This window comes from Kluyvera fluvialis (genome assembly GCF_059725275.1).
On record NZ_AP046142.1, the window covers coordinates 4560705 to 4577881 of the forward strand.

Here is a 17177-nt window from a genome sequence, read left to right on the forward strand (position 1 = left end):
CACATTGTTCAGGAGGAAGCATGGCAACCCGTATTGAATTTAGCAAACATGGCGGCCCAGAAGTGCTTAACGTCGTCGAGTTTACCCCGACGGCTCCCGCCGACAACGACGTTCAGGTGGAAAATAAAGCCATCGGCATTAACTATATCGACACCTATATTCGCAGCGGCCTGTATCCGCCGCCTTCGCTGCCCAGCGGGCTGGGAACCGAAGCCGCAGGCGTGGTCAGCCAGGTGGGGCGCAACGTCAAACACCTGAAAGCGGGCGACCGCGTGGTGTATGCACAAGCCCCACTCGGCGCGTACAGCTCGGTGCATAACGTCGCCGCCGATAAAGTCGCCCTGCTTCCTGCCGCTATCTCTTATGAACAGGCTGCCGCTTCATACCTGAAAGGCTTAACAGTCTTTTATCTGCTGCGTAAAACCTATGAAATTAAACCGGGCGAACCGTTCCTGTTCCATGCGGCGGCGGGCGGTGTGGGGCTGATTGCCTGCCAATGGGCCAAAGCGCTGGGCGCGAAGCTTATCGGCACAGTCGGCAGCGCGGAAAAAGCCCAGCGCGCGCTACAGGCCGGCGCCTGGCAGGTGATTAACTATCAGCAGGAAAACATTGTCGAGCGCGTAAAAGAGATTACCGGCGGCAAAAAATTGCCGGTGGTGTACGACTCCGTTGGTAAAGATACCTGGGAAGATTCCCTCGACTGCCTGCAACGCCGTGGCCTGATGGTCAGTTTCGGCAACGCCTCTGGCCCCGTCACCGGAGTTAACCTCGGCATTCTCAATCAAAAAGGGTCACTGTTTGTGACTCGCCCATCGCTGAACGGCTACATCACTCATTATGACGAGCTGAAAGAAGCCAGCCACGAGCTGTTTTCCCTGATTGCCAGCGGCATTATTAAAGTCGATGTGGCGCAGAGCCAGAAGTTTGCGCTGAAAGATGCACGACGTGCGCATGAGGTGCTGGAAAGCCGCGTCACACAAGGCTCCAGCCTGCTTATTCCGTAATTGGGGTTCGGCACAAAAGACTAGGGCTTCCCGCAGGAAGCCCTAGTCTTTTTTTAGTTCGGCTGTATGTAGGGTACAGCTCGATGAATTCATTAACGGCGGCAATAGTGACAGATTTATTACGCAAATCCTACGCCGTTTTATGCAAAATTATTGAGGTTGTGACGAACGCCTCAATACCTCCGATAGTTGCCGCGATACGGTGTGTTTTTTGGTGTTTTTATCGCCCGGATGATCCAGACCACTACGACCGCCAACAGCAGCCACGGCAGTAACTTAATCATTATCGCGAACAGACCACCGACAAACATCAGCACCGTCGCCACGACCAGCGCCGCAATAATGCCCAGCAGCGAAATGCCCGTCACCAACAGCATCACGAAAAAACCTATCACAAATAACAGTTCCAGCATGGTCGTTCTCCCAGAATCACACTTTTTCTCTCAGGAGTATTACAAGAATCGTGCCAAAACTAACTTATTGAATAATAACAAAAACGCCCAGCAACGATGTGCCAGGCGTAGTGAATTTGACTAAGTTTTAGCGTAAAAATTAACGCTTATCGGCAACCAGCTTCAGCGCATGTTCCAGTACGTTGATATCCGCCCCCGCTTTGTGCGCATTTTCGCTCAGGTAACGACGCCACTGGCGCGCGCCAGGGATCCCCTGAAACAGCCCCAGCATATGGCGAGTTATGTGGCCGAGGTAAGTGCCATTACTCAGCTCGCGCTCAATGTACGGATACATCGCACGCACGACGGCAACGGGGTCTGCATCGATGTCGCCTGCGCCAAAAATCTCGCGGTCAACCGAGGCCAAAATCCCTGGGTTCTGATAGGCTTCGCGCCCCACCATCACGCCGTCCATATGCGCAAGATGCGCTTTCGCCTCTTCCAGTGACTTAATGCCACCATTAAGGGACATCGTCAGGTGCGGGAAATCGCGCTTGAGCTGGTAAACGCGCGGGTAGTCCAGCGGCGGGATTTCGCGGTTTTCTTTCGGGCTGAGGCCGGAAAGCCAGGCTTTACGCGCGTGGATAATAAACATTTCGCACTCGCCGCGCCCGGAAACCGTTTCAATGAAATCGCAGAGAAATTCGTAGCTGTCCTGATCATCGATGCCGATACGGGTTTTTACCGTCACCGGAATCGACACCACGTCGCGCATCGCTTTGACACAATCCGCCACCAACTGAGCATTGCCCATCAGGCACGCGCCAAACATGCCATTTTGGACGCGGTCAGACGGGCAGCCTACGTTGAGGTTAATCTCGTCGTAGCCACGCTCTTGCGCCAGTTTTGCGCAGTGCGCCAGCGCAGCCGGATCGCTGCCGCCAAGCTGCAAGGCAATCGGATGTTCTTCTTCGCTGTAGGCCAGATAGTCGCCCTTACCGTGAATAATCGCCCCGGTAGTCACCATTTCGGTATACAGCAATGTGTGCTGTGACAGTTGGCGCAAGAAGTAGCGGCAATGTCTGTCCGTCCAGTCGAGCATCGGCGCGATGGAGAAACGATGAGCGGCAAAAGCAGGAGACGAAGATTCTGACAGCATGGCGATTATTTAAGCATCTGGAAAAAGGGGCGCTACTATAGCACAAAGCAAAACCGGCGGCGCAAGATGCTGGCATTGCGTTTGCCGGATAGCACAGCGCCATCCGGCAAAGCGGGCTGTTAGAACGTGACGCTCAACTGCGCGCCCGCGCCCCAGGTTTGCTCTTCGCCGTAAAGCCCCATCAGGTCAAGATGTACGCTTTCGAATGGCGCAAAACCGACACCGCCGGTGAAGACGTTGCTGTCGTTGTTTTTCACGTCCGCGCGATACCCCGCGCGCAGCGCCAGCCAGTCCAGCGGTCGCACTTCCGCCCCTACGCCCACGTACTGCGAGCTGTCTTCGCTTTTGAAGCCTTTGGTTTCGGTCAAGTCGCCATCGGCGCTCAGCGTCAGCAGGTCGTTATGCCAGGCTGCGCCTGCGGTGACTAACGGGCGGATTTGGTAGGTATCGCGCACGCCGCTCACCTCTTTAGTGTCGATATCGCGTGAGAACAGGTTTTGCCCACTCAGCCCGATAGTCCAGCTATCGCCAATATCCGCCGCCATCCCGGCATCGACGTTAAAACCGGTATCGTCGTTGCGGTAACGGCTGCTATTGATATCGTCACTGCTGAAGTTGTAAATCGATACGGTGTAGTTGTAGAGCCAGGTTTTTTGCAGTTTTGGCGTAATACCGAGAGAAACTGGAACGCCACCGAGGTCAAACTGCCGCGCCACCGCGACGCCATAATCGGAAACAATCGCCGCACGGCCAAAACCTTTCGATTTTAAATTCTTGGTGTTAATCCCCAAAATGCTGGCAGGCGTTTTCTGAACCGTGCGCAACAGGTCGATATCGCCTTGATCAATATAGGAACTGATCCGCGCTCGCGCATTGGCTTTCGCCACGAATGCTACCGCCAGTACGTCATTCGGGATAGTGACCGCAATCCCTGCCCCCACTTTAGCGCTGGATGTTTTGCCTTTCAGCGATGCAAGTTCGCCCGCCAAATCGCCTGCCGCCGTTGAAACCTGTCGATAACCCGTGCTGCCAGGAATAAACAGATCTATTGGGTTGAGGTGGGCGATAGCATGACGGTAGTTTTTTACGTCATCGCTGATGTCGTCGATTTTGTTGCGCAGATTGTCTTTGTCAGAAAGCTGAGCGCCGATGGTCGGCAGGATCAGCGTGATATCATCATCGGGCTGCGCTTTTGCCAGAAGCGCGGGGTTAATCAACACCCCGCAGCCATAATTGGCGGATGCCACGCCCGTTCCGCCCATCGCATCGTTACGAGCCTCAGTCCAACCATTTGCCGCCCCTGCTTGTCCAGAGAGTAAAAAAGAGACAGCGATCCCTATTAGCGAAAATTTCTCGTTTTTATTCACAGTATGCCCGTCTTATTGTCTGTTATGAGATACCCCCCTCCATTATGGCTTAGGTGGGGACGAACTATTGCTGTGAATAACAGGATGAAAAGTGGTCAATTCCCTTCACTAAAATTTTCGAGAGGCCTGCTGTTATTAGTAAGTGCCCTAATCATTTATAGAAGATGATATTAATTTCGCCCAGGTTTTCCGTTGTGTGGGCCAAAAAACTGCGGCGGATGATCAACCCAGCGATCTTCGCGCGTCACCGCGTACGAGGCGTTTAACGGGTAGTAAATACGGTTATGCTTTTTGTTCGCTTCGCCGACCACCAACAAACGCACCTCTTCTGAAGTGTTGTTGATAAAGGTATGGCACACGCCCGTTCCGGCGGGAAAACCAACGCTATCGCCGGGCTGTAGCTTCCACATATAACCGTTAATCCACGCCTGTGGGTAGCCTTCCAGCACGTAGATAAACTCCTCTTCGTCGCTCTCGGCGTGCGGATATGAGGTGCGACGCCCCGGCGGCAGGCGTTCGTGGTGGATGCCGAGATGCCGCAGCCCCAGCGCCCTGGCAAGCGGCGCGCCAATCGAAAAACGTTCGTCGCTGTCGGGGTAGGTGGAGTCATCCGTCCCTTCAATATCATGCCAATGGCGAATGCAATCGGGTCTTTTCATCGTGTTTTCATCCTGAGTGTGAGATACGCCAGCTATAACACATCGGTGGAAACTCGGTGTTTCTGCCATATCATGATAAAGTAGGGGTTTGTTTCACCCGTAACCCGAGGACGCCAATGGATAAGACCACTACGCAAGACCTGTTAGCGCAGGCTGAAAAGCTCTGTGCGCAACGCGGTGTGCGCCTGACCCCGCAACGTCTGGAAGTGTTACGTCTGATGAGCCTTCAACAAGGGGCAATCAGCGCTTACGATCTGCTCGATTTGCTGCGCGTAAAAGAGCCGCAGGCCAAGCCGCCAACCGTATATCGCGCGCTGGAGTTTTTGCTGGAACAAGGCTTTGTGCATAAGGTGGAATCGACCAACAGCTACGTGCTGTGCCATTTGTTCGACCAGCCAACCCATACGTCTGCGATGTTTATCTGCGATCGCTGCGGAGTGGTGAAAGAGGAGTGTGCGGAAGGTGTTGAAGACATCATGCATGCGCTGGCGGCGAAAATGGGGTTTGCCCTGCGCCACAATGTGATTGAAGCGCACGGCTTGTGCTCTGCTTGTGTTGAGGTGGAAGCATGTCGGTCGCATGAACATTGCCATCACGACCACACCATCCAAATTAAAAAGAAATCACGCTAGCAGAGTAAAGGATGGGGAGTGTACTTCCCTGTACTCTCGGGTAGGAAATCATTACCGTCGATACTTACCAGCGATAGTGGTGGTGTTTTTCCCAGCTATCGACCTCTTTTTCGGCCTGATCCTTCGCGTAACCGTAACGTTCCTGAATTTTACCGACCAATTGGTCGCGCTTCCCTTCAATGACGGTCACGTCATCATCGGTCAGTTTGCCCCATTGCTCTTTCACTTTGCCTTTAACCTGCTTCCAGTTACCGCCGACTTCGTCTTTATTCATCATCAAATCCTCATCGTCAGTGAATCAGTAGCGAGTGTCTTCGTTGCTGAACACACTCGTTTTCGCTAAGCGTGAGATTAATTGTAGTCAGTCATTCCGCCGTTGATTTATTATTCGGAATCTTTAACCATTTGGTCAGGAAAACCAGGTGTTATTGCGCCAGTGGCGTCGCCAGATAAAAGCCAGCGACAGGCCGCGCAGCGCCAGGAAAACAGCCAGTGACAGCCACAACCCGTGGTTGCCCAACACAGGCAGCGCCAGCAACGTAAGCGCAAAGCCGACAGCCGCTACCGCCATACTGTTACGCATCTCTGCGCCGCGCGTTGCGCCAATAAACATGCCGTCCAGCAGGTAACACCACACGCCGATAACCGGCAGCACCACTTGCCACAGTACGTAGTGATCTGCGAGCAGTTGAAGTTCAGGTAGGGATGTCAGCAACGCCACGATAGACTCGCCGAAAATGGCGTATACCAGCGCAAAAGCCAGCGCCACGATGCCAGCCTGACGACATGCCGCTCGCCAGACTTCCAGCAGTTGGCTGCCATCGCGCGCGCCGTAAGCCTGCCCTGAATGGGCTTCCACAGCATAGGCAAAACCATCCAGCGCGTAAGCGGTAAAGGTCAGCATAGTCATCAGCACCGCGTTAACCGCCACGACATCGCTACCCAGGCGCGCGCCAAAGACCGTCACCGCGCCAAAGCAAAGCTGGAGCAACAGCGAGCGCAGCATGATATCGCGGTTGAGCGCCAGCAGGCGGCGCAGGTTGCCGCGCCAGGCGTTTTTCAGCATCGCCCATGAGATACCACGCAATACCAATACTTTACGCACCATACCCAGGCCGACTAACAGCGTGGCGTATTCAGCAATGACCGTTGCCAGTGCCGCGCCCTGCACATTCATGTGCAGCCCCATCACCAGCCACAGGTCGAGCACGATATTCAGCACGTTGCCCACCACCAGCAAAATCACCGGCGCACGGGCATACTGAACGCCCAACAGCCAGCCCAGCAGCACCAGGTTCGCCAGCGATGCCGGGGCGCTCAGCCAACGAATGGAGAGAAAACGCTGCGCCTGTTCTAACACTTCGCCGCTGCCGCCCACGATAGAGAGCGTCAGATGAATTAGCGGAGTTTGTAATACGATAATTAAAAGCCCCGCCCCTAGCGCCAACGCCAGCGGTTGCACCAACGCGCGAGCCAGCGCCAGCGGGTCTTTCGCGCCAAAAGCCTGGGCAGTAAGCCCTGTGGTGCTCATGCGTAAAAACAACAACAGCATAAACAGGAAGCTGGTTGCGGTGGCGCCAATAGCCACGCCGCCCAGGTAAACGGGGCTGTCTAAATGACCAATCACGGCGGTATCGACCAGCCCAAGCAAAGGGACGGTGATATTGGAGAAAATCATCGGTAGCGCCAGACGCCACAGAGCTTTATCGGCTGGAGTTAATAGCGACATTGAGATCAACCAGAAAGGAAAAAGGCTGCGATAGCAGAAGTATCGCAGCCATTAGAGAATGGGGGTTACAGCCACTCGCCGTTGCGAATAACGCCAACGGCCAGCCCTTCGATGGAGAAATTATGCTGGCGCAGATCAACCACGATAGGTGAAAACTCGCTGTTTTCCGGCAGAAGTTCGACGACGTTACCCTGTTTTTTCAGGCGTTTTACCGTCACTTCTTCGTCGATACGCGCGACGACAACCTGGCCGTTACGCACATCTTGAGTTTTATGTACTGCCAGCAGGTCGCCGTCCATAATGCCGATATCTTTCATCGACATACCGCTAACGCGTAGCAGGAAGTCGGCGCTAGGTTTGAACAGTGACGGGTCAACCTGATAGTGACCTTCGATATGCTGTTGCGCCAACAGCGGTTCACCCGCCGCGACGCGGCCCACCAGCGGCAGGCCCTCTTCTTCTTCCACCAGCAGACGGATACCGCGAGAAGCACCAGATACAATCTCGATGACGCCTTTACGCGCCAGTGCTTTCAGATGTTCTTCAGCGGCGTTTGGGGAACGAAACCCCAAGCGCTGAGCAATTTCCGCACGCGTTGGCGGCATACCCGTTTGGCTGATGTGATCTCGAATGAGATCAAACACCTCTTGCTGCCTGGCCGTTAACGCTTTCATTCCGCCCCCTGGGTGTATATACAGTTATGCTGTGAGTATATACAGCTAGTGTCTATTTTGGAACCATAAAACACACAAAATCAGGCAGTTTTCACAGCTTTAGTGGAAATGAGCCCACAGTAGCGTGCCCCAGGTGAACAGCGCGACAAAAATAGCCAGCAGCACCGCCGCCGACCCCATATCTTTCGCCCGCCCGGACAGCTCGTGATATTCAGAGCCAATGCGGTCAACGACCGCTTCCAGTGCACTATTGAGAATTTCCACTATCATCACCAACAGGACGGAACCGATGAGCAGCACGCGGGTGATGGCGTCAACATCCAGCCAGCAGGCGATAATAATTGCGACAACCGAGGCCACACCTTCCTGGCGGAACGCCGCTTCGTTGATCCATGCCGCGCGAAATCCCTTCCAGGAATAGCCAGCGGCTTTGATGATTCGGGTAAGCCCAGTGGTATTATTAGCCATCTCAAGAACCTTTATATTATTACGTCAATGACAATACGTCTTTTTACGGCGTAATCCGAGCGGCGGCTACGTTGGCCGTGCCTCGAATTACTTCGTGTATTATGAGGCGGCAGAACAGAAATCTTGCAAACTTTCTGCTATTCTTGCCGCGCATTTGCATGATTAACCAGAGGCTTTACATCGTTTATGTCCGGCTGGCCACGAATTTACTATAAATTACTGAATTTACCATTAAGTGTCTTGGTAAAAAGCAAGTCTATCCCGGCAGAACCTGCTCAGGAGCTGGGGCTGGATACGTCACGTCCAATTATGTACGTCCTGCCTTATAATTCTAAGGCCGACCTGCTGACGTTGCGCGCCCAGTGTCTTGCACACGATCTTCCCGACCCGCTTGAGCCGTTAGAAATCGACGGCACTCTACTGCCGCGCTATGTGTTCATCCACGGCGGCCCCCGCGTGTTCACCTATTACACGCCGAAAGAAGAGTCGATCAAACTGTTCCACGACTATCTCGACTTGCACCGCAGCAATCCAGACCTGGATGTGCAAATGGTGCCGGTATCGGTGATGTTTGGTCGCGCGCCGGGTCGCGAAAAAGGCGAGGTGAACCCGCCGCTGCGGATGCTGAACGGCTTCCAAAAGTTCTTCGCAGTCTCCTGGCTTGGACGCGACAGCTTTGTGCGTTTCTCGCCTTCAGTCTCTTTGCGCCGTATGGCCGACGAGCACGGTACGGATAAAACCATCGCCCAGAAACTGGCGCGCGTTGCCCGTATGCACTTTGCTCGCCAGCGTCTGGCGGCGGTAGGCCCACGCCTGCCTGCACGTCACGACCTGTTCAAGAAACTGCTGGCGTCAAAAGCGATTGCGAAAGCGGTAGAAGACGAAGCGCGCAGCAAAAAAATCTCCCACGAAAAAGCGCAGCAAAACGCAATTGCGCTGATGGAAGAGATTGCCGCAAACTTCTCCTACGAGATGATTCGTCTGACCGACCGTATCCTCAGTTTTACCTGGAACCGTCTGTATCAGGGGATTAACGTCCATAACGCCGAGCGTGTACGCCAATTAGCGCACGACGGGCACGAGATTGTGTATGTGCCTTGTCACCGTAGCCACATGGACTACATGCTGCTCTCTTACGTGCTGTATCACCAGGGGCTAGTGCCGCCGCATATCGCTGCTGGTATTAACCTGAATTTCTGGCCAGCAGGGCCGATTTTCCGCCGTCTGGGCGCGTTCTTTATTCGCCGTACCTTTAAGGGCAACAAACTCTATTCCACCGTGTTCCGCGAATATCTTGGCGAACTGTTCAGCCGTGGTTATTCCGTTGAATACTTCGTGGAAGGCGGGCGTTCTCGTACTGGCCGTTTGCTTGACCCGAAAACCGGCACGCTGTCGATGACCATCCAGGCCATGCTGCGCGGCGGTTCCCGTCCAATCACCTTAGTGCCGATTTATATCGGTTACGAGCACGTGATGGAAGTGGGCACTTACGCCAAAGAGCTGCGTGGGGCGACGAAAGAGAAAGAGAGCTTACCGCAGATGCTGAAGGGCTTGAGCAAGCTGCGTAATCTCGGCCAGGGCTACGTCAACTTTGGCGAACCAATGCCGCTGATGACCTATCTGAACCACCATGTTCCAGATTGGCGCGAGTCTATTGATCCTATCGAAGCCGTGCGTCCGGCGTGGCTGACGCCAACCGTCAACAAGATGGCAAACGAGTTGATGGTGCGTATCAACAACGCGGGTGCGGCGAACGCCATGAACCTGTGCTGTACCGCACTGCTGGCGTCGCGTCAGCGTTCACTCACGCGCGAGCAGCTTACGCAGCAGTTGGAGTGCTATCTGGCTCTGATGCGCAACGCGCCGTATTCCTCGGATGCGACTGCGCCGACCGCTTCCGCCAGCGAGCTTATCGACCACGCGCTACAGATGAACAAGTTCGAGGTCGAGAAAGATACCATTGGCGATATCATCATTCTGCCGCGCGAGCAGGCGGTGCTGATGACTTACTATCGCAACAACATCGCACATATGTTGATCATGCCGTCGCTGCTGGCGTCAATCATGACCCAACATCGCCAGATCTCCCGCGAGCAGGTACTGGATTATATCAACACCCTCTATCCAATGCTGAAGGCTGAGCTGTTCCTGCGCTGGGAACACAATGAGCTGCCAGCGGTTATCGATACGTTGTTGGCTGAAATGGTGCGTCAGGAGCTGATTACTGACAGCGATGGCGAGCTGCTCATCAACGCGTCGCACTCCCGCACGCTGCAACTGCTGGCCGCTGGGGCGCGCGAAACGTTGCAGCGCTACGCGATCACCTTCTGGCTGCTGAGCGGCAACCCGTCGATGAACCGTAGCACGCTGGAAAAAGAGAGCCGTACGCTGGCTCAGCGTCTGTCGGTGCTGCACGGTATCAACTCGCCGGAGTTCTTTGATAAAGCGGTATTCTCGTCGCTGGTGTTAACGCTGCGCGATGAAGGCTATATCAGCGACAGCGGCGACGCCGAACCGGAGCAAACGATGAAGGTTTATCAGATGCTTGCAGCGTTGATTACGTCGGATGTACGCCTGACGATTGAGAGCGCGGCTCAGGATGAATAAAATTCGCAGGCCTAGCCTGAGACTTTTATAGACAAAAAAGCGGGCCACCTCTGTGACCCGCTTTTTTTAACTCTGGCTACTCATAGTTGAACTTGAGGATCAGATCCTTGCTGAAAGGCCCCTCTTCAATCTCTCTCTGCGGGTTTTTCGTTAGCTTCGCTTTATAGTTACGGGTCACCGTACTTTCATCCGTCGGACGATAGGTCGCAAACGGATAATAGGTATTCATCAGAAGGTCTTCTCCTGACGTTTCATCCCTGATTTGCATCAATAAACCATTGCCCATATCAACGTGAGCCGTACCGTAGAGATCGTCGGAATTAAAACTCACGGTGACATCAAACTGATCTGTGCATTCTGCGTTCACATCTCTGATAGTTGAAATCGAAAATGGCGCTTCTGCGGCAAAGTTGCCACTCATCGCCATCGTGCCGAAATCGACAATTTGGTTTTCCGGGAAGACTTTGATATTGACGCCGCAGTCAAGGAAATGAACGTGATCCAATCCATCAATATTAAAACGCAGGTTGTACGCATTACTCATTAAATTCGCCCCGCCTTCACCATCAAACTGCAACACGTTAATACTGCCGAAGCTATAGACAGCATCAGGGTCAGCGGGAAACGCTTTTAGCTTTACATATAAACGAAAGCGAGCGGGAAAAGTCACATCTTTTTGTAATGTGACGCCATTACAAACCGGCTCATGATATTTGATGGTATCACTTTTATCCAGACAAGCACCGGTTGGAACCTGCCCATCAATATCTTCATAATCGATGCCGTTATAGGTAACGCCGAAGGTAAAAAAGGGGTTATCTAATACATCGGAGCTATTTTTTGCGGATAACTTAATCCAGGCGTACAGCTCTTCCGTTTGATTCGATGTCTTGTAATCCACCGCATGATCGCAATATACGATGATGTTGATATCCGAGCTTTCCCATATTTTATTGCCCGGCATCGCATTTGAAGGCACGCTAAAGCTCGGTAACGTCGCCGTGATGGCTGTCTGTCCACCGTGCTGATTCTGATAGCAGTCGACCGCCCATGTTGACGATGAAGCCAGGAAAAGTAATGAACACAACAGCATAACAATTGTTTTCATCATTTTCTCTTCTGCGCGGGTTCGCTATGACAAATAGGCTGAACCGTTGTGCAACTCACGCTAAACATATTTATACCGCCATAATCACCGATATAACCAATCTGGAATTTAGCCGGTAGTTTTTTGAGCGCTGAAGTAGCCTGCGCAAAGGGGCTAACCATAAAACCATTTGATCCTGGCAAAAGCGTTTTACCATCAATACCGATATAGCCAACGGTAATATGGTAAGGCGTGCCATTTTTCAGGGTAATTCCCGATACGGTACGAGAGACTTCCACTTTTTCCATCGGTACTGCCTGCCCTTCTTTCAGAACAATGGCTTTAGGACGCCAGAATAATTTCAGCCGGCTCTGCATCGCCATTTGCATGACGTTTTTTTGTTCTGCACGCGGCGGAATTTCACGTATATTGTAATAAAAGAGGGATTCTCTATCGGTCGGTAGCTGCTTTAACGCAGGCTGCCCCATCAGGCGAACCTGGCTCTGTTCGCCAGCCTCAATGCGCAGCAAGGGTGGCAAAGGAGTGATAAATTCCCGCGTTTTTTTACTCTCTTTGTCCTCAATCCATGACTGTGCCAGATAAGGTAATGTTTTGCTCTGGTTAGTTAATTTCACAGAGACACTTTTATCTGTCTCATTAAAAATAATGCGCGTTCTGTCCGGCGAGACGGTGGCATTTGCCGCAGAGCAGACGCTTAATAAGCCGATGAGTCCTTTCACAATCTGTGTTGGTTTCATTTCATTCATCCTGAATTAGTTTACCTTTTTGCACGGTAATATAATGGTCTGGCTGCCAGTATTACTTTGGTTAGGAGGGGTGATTTCGCAGGTATTACTTCCCCACTGAATACGCAATCGACTATCTTCCTGAAGTCCACTGAGATAGGCATATCCCTCATCAGCAACCAGACCAACATCCTTGCCGCTTTCCATATCCACAACGTTAACGCCCAGCGGTGGATAATGGCCATTTTCCAGCCGAATAACGCCGAATATCTGATAACCTTTTGTCGCATTCAGCTTCGCATAACCAATTGCACCTTCGGTGAGCGTAGTGCTGACTATCGAGTTATTAATATCGACCCCATCGGGCAATTTATTACTGTCCACACGTACAAAGGAGGTCATGTAATTACTGACTGAGTTGGTGACGGCAATCCCCATCATATTTGTCACAGTGTGTTTATCATTAAGCGGAACATCCGCAATACCATCGCTATCGACCATCATGCGAGCATTGTTGCCGAAACTACTATCATGGAGCGCCATTCCATAACGCGTAGAAGTAAACGAACCGTTCCAGCCAGCCATAATGGAGTTATAAGCGTTGGGTTGTACGCTACCGTTTATATTCAAATGCCCATAAGACGAGTTGTGCTGGTAGCCCGCGCGAAGAGTCGGCTCTGTATTGCGGAAATCACTTTCGTCGCCCGCTGCCGAAATGTTCCATGTGTTATCGTGGTCTGAGGTGTCATAATAAGAGGCCGTTTGGGACATGCTATCGCTACCATTTTTCTGCATGCTCCAGGAGAGCCGTCTATTTTGCGCCAGTGGGATTGAAAACGTCAGATAATACTGAGTCTCCTCGCGATCCTCCCATTGAGAACGACTAACCGACATTGACGAAGAGATCCCTTTGACGCTGCCAATATCAAAATCTCGGCTGACAGACAGCGTATAGTTAGTATTAGCAGACTCATCCCAATAAGTATTACGCGCCAGGTTGAGGTATGTGTTAACCGCCAATGCCTCAATATACTGATTAAAAGAAAGGACATAGCTCTCTTTCTGGCTATCAACCGAGTCATCACCGCTACGCGCGGTGAGATATTCACTCATGGTGATATATTCTTTGTCTGAGAAACGATAGCCCGAAAATGTCACCTGAGTACCGGTGGATTCAAACCGCTTGGCATAATTCATACGATAGCTATCGCCGCGCTGTTTCTCGTTATCCTTCCTGTTCTCTGTGCGCAAAGTTGCCTGCGCCCGCGTCACATCAAATGAGAGAGAGCCAAAGCTATTAAGGTTAAAACCGACACCCGTGGTTGCCGCCTGGTAATCATCAGCCGTCAGTAGTGCGCCACCGTAAAGTGAGGTATTCCCTCCCCAGCCCCAGGAAAACTCGCCGGTCCAGAACAGAGGGTTATTCACATCGCTATACCCCACGGAGGTGGGTTTACCCACAGAGGATTTGTAACGAACCTGTCCTTTGCGGGTCAGGAAAGGGATTGAGGAGGCGCCAACCTGGAACGTATTTTTACGTCCATCCTCCTCTTCCACTGTCACATCAAGTTGCCCCTGAAAAGTATCGCCGATATCGGTGATATTAAACGGCCCAGGGGCAACCGTGGTTTGGTAAACCATGCGTCCGTTCTGGGTGACGGAAATTTTGGCGTTAGTCTGCGCGATACCGGTAATTTGCGGCGCATATCCCTGTAAGTCGGGCGGCAGCATGTTGTCATCGCTCTCCAGCGAAGCTCCGGTAAAATGGAACGTATCATATAAATCGGAATTTAAATCGTACTGACCTACGGTCAGTTTCGAGGTAATCGACGGGATAGGGCGAAACAGATAGGTACGATCCATCCCACCAGTGCTGCTCGTTAAATGACTATCTACATACGATTTGTCGTACTGATAATCCGATCGCAAACGCCATGCGCCAAGGTTAAATCCCAGCGTTCCATAGGAGCTAACGCTCTGGTTCTTATCCCCCTCATCAGGATCATACTGGCTGGCATAAACGTTGTAATCCAACATCACCCCGGCAATGCCATCATCCCAAAACTCCGGCGGCGTCCAGTTTTTTGCCTGATATTTCATCCATGCCTGGGGCGCAACGAGGGTGACGACCATATCGGCTTTGTCTAACCTGACAACAAATTCAGATTTATTGACAATATCTAAGCAACCCTGTGGGTTGATGGGATGTAGTTGTTGGATGAATTCATCCGCAAACCCAAACGCCGTTAAGTCTTCATCGGTCAGACAAAGAAGCGAGCCACTTTCGTTATCGGCTTTGATCCACTCAAATGACCATGCATTGGGTAATCTTCTTTTGTTGATATCAACACGGGCAATATATTGTCCAACCGGAATAAAACCTTTCTTTTCAAACTGGCTAATATCGATATTTTCTTTATCGTCAATATCGATCATACTGGTGTTGAACTGAACCGCCCATGCGGGGGTAAGTCCTGTCGTAGTCATCATCACCAGGCACAGAGACTGTTTTATTAAAAAAAATATTTTCCTTAAAGTAATCCTTTCTTTATTTTCCATAAGATACTTTTCTTTTAATAAAACTTTAAAAAGTCGGTGGTTCCCTCACCGACTTTGGTCACAGAAAAATTAAGTAAAAATAGATTAGTTATAAGCCAGAACGTAGCGTACGTCAGTTTTAACATTACCTGCGGTTGCAGGTGCTGTTTCTTTACCCAGGCCTACATATTCCATACGTGCTTTAAAGTTCAGAACCTGATAAGAATTATCAGCAACCAGATTTACCTCCTGTGGAACATCCATTACCACGTTCGTGCCACTAGTGGTCAGCAGACGAACCCCTACGTTTGTAGCCCCGCCGGAGTTACCCTCTTCCATATTTTTCAGTATGTTAGTTTCAGAGTCTGCATTCGCAGATGAGAAAGTAACCTGAGCTTTGGAGATAGGTGTACCACCCGTACTTAAAGTACAATCTTGCAGGCGAATATTGACATCAACTGGCTCTGAGCTTTTATCACCATTCAGGGCGCTATCAGCGACTTCACCCAGTTCAATCGTCTGATTTTCATCGCCCGGGACGATAGAGCAAGGAGAGGTAATAACGACGCCCTGGAACGTAATTTGTCCATGGCCCGCATCAGCAGCAAATACATTGCAAGCTGCGCCCGAAAGAAAGGAAGTTGCTATTACGGCTAATAGTGTCTTTTTAAACATTCGATATAATCCTTTATAATAAAAAATAACACCTAGTATTGCCTCTAATTTATTCCTATTAGAGGTAGTTCATGGATAGAAGTGAATATAGCCATTTGAGAAGATCATTTTCTCGCCGACCTTTATTGCAGAATGGATATTGCCACGCAGATTTATATTTATTACTTTAAATAAATTAAATAATAAATTTAGCCAAACTACTTGCATTCATACATAAAATGAAGCAAATAGAAATACCAGTAAACGCTTAACTCTCGATGAGAAACAGACTAATCTTCTTCGCATCGAAGCGTTGGAAAAATACTACAATTGAACTATTCAACAAGATAAAATTAACTCATTTGTATATATTCAAAACGCACATTTAAAAAATATATGAATTTAACGAATGATCAGTTTTTAAGCCTCTTGTGCTGATTGGCAAGAATTTGCGTTTTAGCGTGTGTAAAAAATCGCCATAACAAGAAAGGCATCATCACAATAAAAAAGAGCCAAAGTTTCTTTACAACTTTGACTCTTTTCTACTGCTTTTTGCCGCATAAACGATGATTCGTACCAGCGATTAAGGCTGCCAGTAACTCATAGCCAGGCCGATAAACAACACCAAACCAACGTAGTTATTGTTCATAAATGCCTGGAAGCACGGGCCGCGTTCGCGGTTGCGAATGAGCTTTTGCTGATACACAAACAGCGCGCCAGCCACCAGGATTGACCAATAGAACTCCCAATGTAAGCCGTTCAGCCAGCCAATTGCCGCCATCAGCGCCAACACGCCAACCTGTAAAATGCCGATAATTAAACGGTCGTATTGCCCGAACAGAATTGCCGTCGATTTCACGCCAATTTTCACATCGTCGTCACGGTCAACCATTGCGTACTGGGTGTCGTAGGCCACCGCCCACAGAATATTCGCCAGCAGCATCAACCAGCAGCTCAACGGCAGCGTTTCACTCACGGCGGCAAACGCCATCGGAATCGACCAACCAAACGCCGCGCCTAATACCACCTGCGGCAGATGGGTGTAGCGTTTCATAAACGGATAAACCCACGCCAGCGCCAGCCCTGCGACCGACAGCAAAATGGTCATGGTATTGAGCGTCAGCACCAGCAGGAACGACAGCAGCACCAGCACCGCAAACAGAATGCGCGCTTCTTTTTCACTAACCGCTCCGCTCGGCAGCGGGCGGTTAGCAGTGCGCTTTACGTGACCATCAAATTTACGGTCGGCATAATCATTCACCACACAACCTGCGGCGCGCATCAGCCAAACGCCTGCGACGAAAACCGCCAGAATCCACAGCGGCGGTACGCCCGGCGCGGCAACCCACAGCGCCCACAGCGTCGGCCAGAGTAACAGCAGCGCACCAATCGGTTTATCCGTACGCATCAGCCGATGGTAAGCCAGCAGCTTACTCGGCCCCATACTCCTCTCCATTTTTC

At 51.2% G+C, this 17177-nt stretch carries 16 protein-coding genes; 3 read left to right on the forward strand and 13 right to left on the reverse strand.

Annotated elements, in window-relative coordinates:
- Positions 1–20: 20 nt before the first annotated feature.
- The gene (locus tag AC6I4B_RS21545) at positions 21–1004 is read left to right on the forward strand and encodes a quinone oxidoreductase (RefSeq protein WP_497768066.1); all 984 of its coding nucleotides are present in this window, start codon (positions 21–23) and stop codon (positions 1002–1004) included.
- 173 nt (positions 1005–1177) lie between these two features.
- On the opposite strand, the gene pspG is transcribed toward AC6I4B_RS21545, so the two are convergent.
- The 4 genes from pspG to AC6I4B_RS21565 form a co-directional block, all read right to left on the reverse strand.
- Positions 1178–1417: an envelope stress response protein PspG gene (pspG, locus tag AC6I4B_RS21550; protein ID WP_497768068.1), complete on the reverse strand. Its 240-nt coding sequence runs from the start codon at positions 1415–1417 to the stop codon at positions 1178–1180.
- Positions 1418–1556: 139 nt separating this feature from the next.
- The gene (dusA, locus tag AC6I4B_RS21555; protein WP_497768069.1) at positions 1557–2555 is read right to left on the reverse strand and encodes a tRNA dihydrouridine(20/20a) synthase DusA; all 999 of its coding nucleotides are present in this window, start codon (positions 2553–2555) and stop codon (positions 1557–1559) included.
- Positions 2556–2674: 119 nt separating this feature from the next.
- Complete coding sequence (locus AC6I4B_RS21560) at positions 2675–3922, reverse strand: conjugal transfer protein TraF (RefSeq protein ID WP_497768071.1); 1248 nt, start codon at positions 3920–3922, stop codon at positions 2675–2677.
- Positions 3923–4092: 170 nt separating this feature from the next.
- Positions 4093–4581, reverse strand: coding sequence for a cupin domain-containing protein (locus AC6I4B_RS21565; RefSeq protein ID WP_497768072.1), 489 nt, complete (start codon positions 4579–4581; stop codon positions 4093–4095).
- A gap of 116 nt (positions 4582–4697) precedes the next feature.
- Between AC6I4B_RS21565 and zur the strand changes: the two genes are divergently transcribed.
- A complete protein-coding gene (zur, locus tag AC6I4B_RS21570) occupies positions 4698–5213 on the forward strand; it encodes a zinc uptake transcriptional repressor Zur (protein WP_497768074.1) in 516 nt (171 codons plus the stop codon).
- A gap of 64 nt (positions 5214–5277) precedes the next feature.
- Here zur and AC6I4B_RS21575 read toward each other — a convergent pair whose 3' ends face one another.
- The 4 genes from AC6I4B_RS21575 to AC6I4B_RS21590 all read right to left on the reverse strand — a co-directional run bounded on the left by AC6I4B_RS21575 (position 5278) and on the right by AC6I4B_RS21590 (position 8084).
- Complete coding sequence (locus AC6I4B_RS21575) at positions 5278–5487, reverse strand: CsbD family protein (RefSeq protein ID WP_497772280.1); 210 nt, start codon at positions 5485–5487, stop codon at positions 5278–5280.
- Between the two features lie 135 nt (positions 5488–5622).
- On the reverse strand, positions 5623–6942 hold the full coding sequence (gene dinF, locus AC6I4B_RS21580) for an MATE family efflux transporter DinF (RefSeq protein ID WP_497768075.1): 1320 nt from the start codon (positions 6940–6942) through the stop codon (positions 5623–5625).
- Between the two features lie 65 nt (positions 6943–7007).
- Entirely contained in the window at positions 7008–7616 is a 609-nt protein-coding gene (lexA, locus tag AC6I4B_RS21585; RefSeq protein ID WP_497768077.1) for a transcriptional repressor LexA, read from the reverse strand.
- 99 nt (positions 7617–7715) lie between these two features.
- The gene (locus tag AC6I4B_RS21590; RefSeq protein ID WP_497768078.1) at positions 7716–8084 is read right to left on the reverse strand and encodes a diacylglycerol kinase; all 369 of its coding nucleotides are present in this window, start codon (positions 8082–8084) and stop codon (positions 7716–7718) included.
- 186 nt (positions 8085–8270) lie between these two features.
- Between AC6I4B_RS21590 and plsB the strand changes: the two genes are divergently transcribed.
- On the forward strand, positions 8271–10691 hold the full coding sequence (gene plsB, locus AC6I4B_RS21595) for a glycerol-3-phosphate 1-O-acyltransferase PlsB (protein WP_497768080.1): 2421 nt from the start codon (positions 8271–8273) through the stop codon (positions 10689–10691).
- 76 nt (positions 10692–10767) lie between these two features.
- On the opposite strand, the gene AC6I4B_RS21600 is transcribed toward plsB, so the two are convergent.
- The 5 genes from AC6I4B_RS21600 to ubiA form a co-directional block, all read right to left on the reverse strand.
- A complete protein-coding gene (locus tag AC6I4B_RS21600; RefSeq protein WP_497772282.1) occupies positions 10768–11799 on the reverse strand; it encodes a pilus assembly protein in 1032 nt (343 codons plus the stop codon).
- Positions 11799–12536 carry a fimbrial biogenesis chaperone gene (locus tag AC6I4B_RS21605; RefSeq protein WP_497772283.1) on the reverse strand — a complete coding sequence of 246 codons (738 nt, stop codon included), beginning with the start codon at positions 12534–12536 and terminating at the stop codon, positions 11799–11801. The genes AC6I4B_RS21600 and AC6I4B_RS21605 overlap by 1 nt, the downstream gene beginning before the upstream one ends.
- 15 nt (positions 12537–12551) lie before the next feature.
- Complete coding sequence (locus tag AC6I4B_RS21610) at positions 12552–15083, reverse strand: fimbria/pilus outer membrane usher protein (protein ID WP_497768081.1); 2532 nt, start codon at positions 15081–15083, stop codon at positions 12552–12554.
- A gap of 84 nt (positions 15084–15167) precedes the next feature.
- Positions 15168–15737, reverse strand: coding sequence for a fimbrial-like protein (locus AC6I4B_RS21615; protein ID WP_497768083.1), 570 nt, complete (start codon positions 15735–15737; stop codon positions 15168–15170).
- Between the two features lie 562 nt (positions 15738–16299).
- Entirely contained in the window at positions 16300–17172 is an 873-nt protein-coding gene (ubiA, locus tag AC6I4B_RS21620; protein ID WP_497768084.1) for a 4-hydroxybenzoate octaprenyltransferase, read from the reverse strand.
- Positions 17173–17177 lie beyond the last annotated feature (5 nt).